Genomic DNA, 2,521 nt, shown 5'->3' with positions numbered 1-2,521 from the left:
GATGCATTGCCTGAATGGGCCCCGAAACCTGCGGAATCCTCCGCCTCCTTCCTCGCGGCCCTCCATGCACATCGATCAAGGGACACACATGGTTGGCATCGTCAGCGGCAATAGTCTGGGTCTGGGCAACAGCTCTCTGGCCACACTGGGTCAACGCGCCGCACAGGGCAACGCCTCCCAGGGGCGTGGTGGCGAGCAGGTCTTCGTCAACGTCGCCTCCGGCAACCTCGTCATCGCCCACAACGACGACCAGCTCGTGGCCCACGGCGGCGGCTTCCAGGCCGTGCGCACCTACAACAGCCAGGGCCTGCTCAATGACGACAACGCAGACAACTGGAGCTCGGGCTTCTACCGCCGCCAGCTCGTGCTCTCAGGCACCTACGGCCAGGCGGGCAGCACCATCACCCGCACCGAGCGCGATGGCGCAAGCGCCCTGTTCTCCTGGGATGCTTCTTCCAGCAGCTATGTGAGCACCGATGGCGCCGGCGCCTATGACCGCATCGTGCAGCAAGACTCCAGCTACGTCTTCACCGATGGCGCCACCGGCAACCGCGAGTTCCACGACACCGCCACCGGGCGCCTCGACAAATCCGTGGACGCCAGCGGCAACACCACGGCCTACACCTATGATGCCAACGGCAACATCGCCAAACTGGTCAACCCCAGCGGTGAGTCCATCCAGTACGAGTACACGGGCAACCTGCTGACCCGCATCCGGGTGGTGGACAGCCAGGGCGCCACCACCACGCGCACCAGCTATGCCTATGACACGCGCAACCGCCTGTCCCAGGTCGCGGTCGATCTCGCGCCGCAGGACGGCTCCACGGCCGACGGCAAGCTCTACCGCACCAGCTACACCTACCATGGCGACAGCAACCGCATCGCCACGCTGACCCAGAGCGACGGCAGCCAACTGACCATCGACTATGTGCAGGTGGGCTCGGAGTTCAAGGTGTCGTCGCTGCGCGACGCGCTGGGCCAGACCACGCGCTTTGCCTACAACACTGCCACACGCACCACCCAGGTCACGGACCCTGCCGGCAAGGTCTCCAGCTACGCCTATGACGCCAAGGGCCAGCTGCTGAGCATCACCTCGCCCGCCACCAATGGTGTCTCTTCCGTCCAGCGCTTCGAGTACAACGCCAACGGCGACCTGATCCGCAGCACCGACGCGGACGGGCGCACGGTCTTCATGGCCTATGACGCCAACGGCAACCAGGTGCTGCAGCGCGATGGTGCAGGCAACACCATCACGCGCACCTACAGCAGCAGCAACCGCCTGCTCAGCGAGACCGTCTACACCCAGCCCGACCCCGATGGCGACGGCGCAGCCCAGGCCTCGGGCGCGCAGACCACGCGCTATGTGTACGACGATGCCACGGGCCTGCAGTTGCGCTTTGCCGTCAGCGCCGAAGGCCGCGTCACCGAATACCGGCGCAATGCCTATGGCGAGGTCGTCAGCACGCTGCAGCACCAGGTGGCGCGCTATGGTGCAGCCGCTGCCTCGACCGAGGCCGCCCTGTCGGCATGGAGCGGGCAGCAGAACCTGCAGCAGCTGCAGCGCACCGACTACGTGCTGGACTTCCGGGGCCAGGCCCAGGTCACCACCACCTATGCCGCCACCGATGCCGCAGGCAACGGGCTGGCGGCGGGCAGCACGGTCACGCGCCATATCTACGACCAGGCCGGACGACTGCTGCAGACCATTGATGGCAATGGCGGCAGCACTAGTTATGCCTATGACGGCCTGGGGCGGCTGCTGACGGTGACCAACGCCAAGGGGCAGGTCACGACGACCACCTATGACGACATGGGCCGGCGCATCGTGGTGCTGTCGGCCAATGGGTTGCAGGAGGTGCGAACTTACGATGTGGCTGGGCAACTGCTGTCCAGTCAGCGTACGGACACGGCCAGTCCCACCGTCTCCTCCAGCCTGAACTACAGCTATGACGCAGCAGGACGCCTGCGCGTGGTGCAGGACACCACACAGGCCAAGTCCTGGATCGTCTACGACGAGGCCGGCCGCAAGGTCGCAGAGGTCAGCCACTCCGGCCGGCTGCAGGAGTTCATCTACAACGGCTCGGGCCAGTTGACACGCACCATTGCCTATGCCAATGCGGTCAACACCGCCCTGATGACGAACACCGTCACGCTGGCCGCCCTCCGCCCCGCAGCCAGCGCGGCTGACCGCAGCGAATGGATGGCCTACGACGCAGCCGGCCGCCTGGCCAAAACCGTGGGCAGCGACGGCAGCGTCACCGAGAACGTCTACGACGGCGCCTCGCGCCTGATGTCCACGCGCCGCTATGCCAACGCCCTGTCCGCGTCTGCCACGGCCTCGCTGGGCAACAGCCCCGCAGCTTCGGTCATTGCACCCACGGCCAGTGCCACCGCCGACCGCGTCACGCGCCATTTCTACGATGCCGACGGCCTGCGCACGGGATCGCTGGATGCCGAAGGCTACCTCGTGGCCCTCAATTACGATGCCGCCGGCCGCCTGGCCAGCACCACGCGCTTTGCC

Annotated in this window: 1 protein-coding gene; it reads left to right on the top strand. The window is 66.4% G+C overall.

Annotated features, from left to right (window positions below; genetic code table 11):
• Positions 1-88: 88 nt before the first annotated feature.
• Positions 89-2,521: RHS repeat domain-containing protein (locus BW39_RS03410; RefSeq protein ID WP_043819785.1), on the top strand; the 2,433-nt coding region annotated here is incomplete at its 3' end.

The sequence above is a fragment of the Delftia sp. RIT313 genome (assembly GCF_000632165.1).
Lineage (GTDB): Bacteria > Pseudomonadota > Gammaproteobacteria > Burkholderiales > Burkholderiaceae_C > Comamonas > Comamonas acidovorans.
This window is presented reverse-complemented; position numbering and strand designations above follow the sequence as displayed.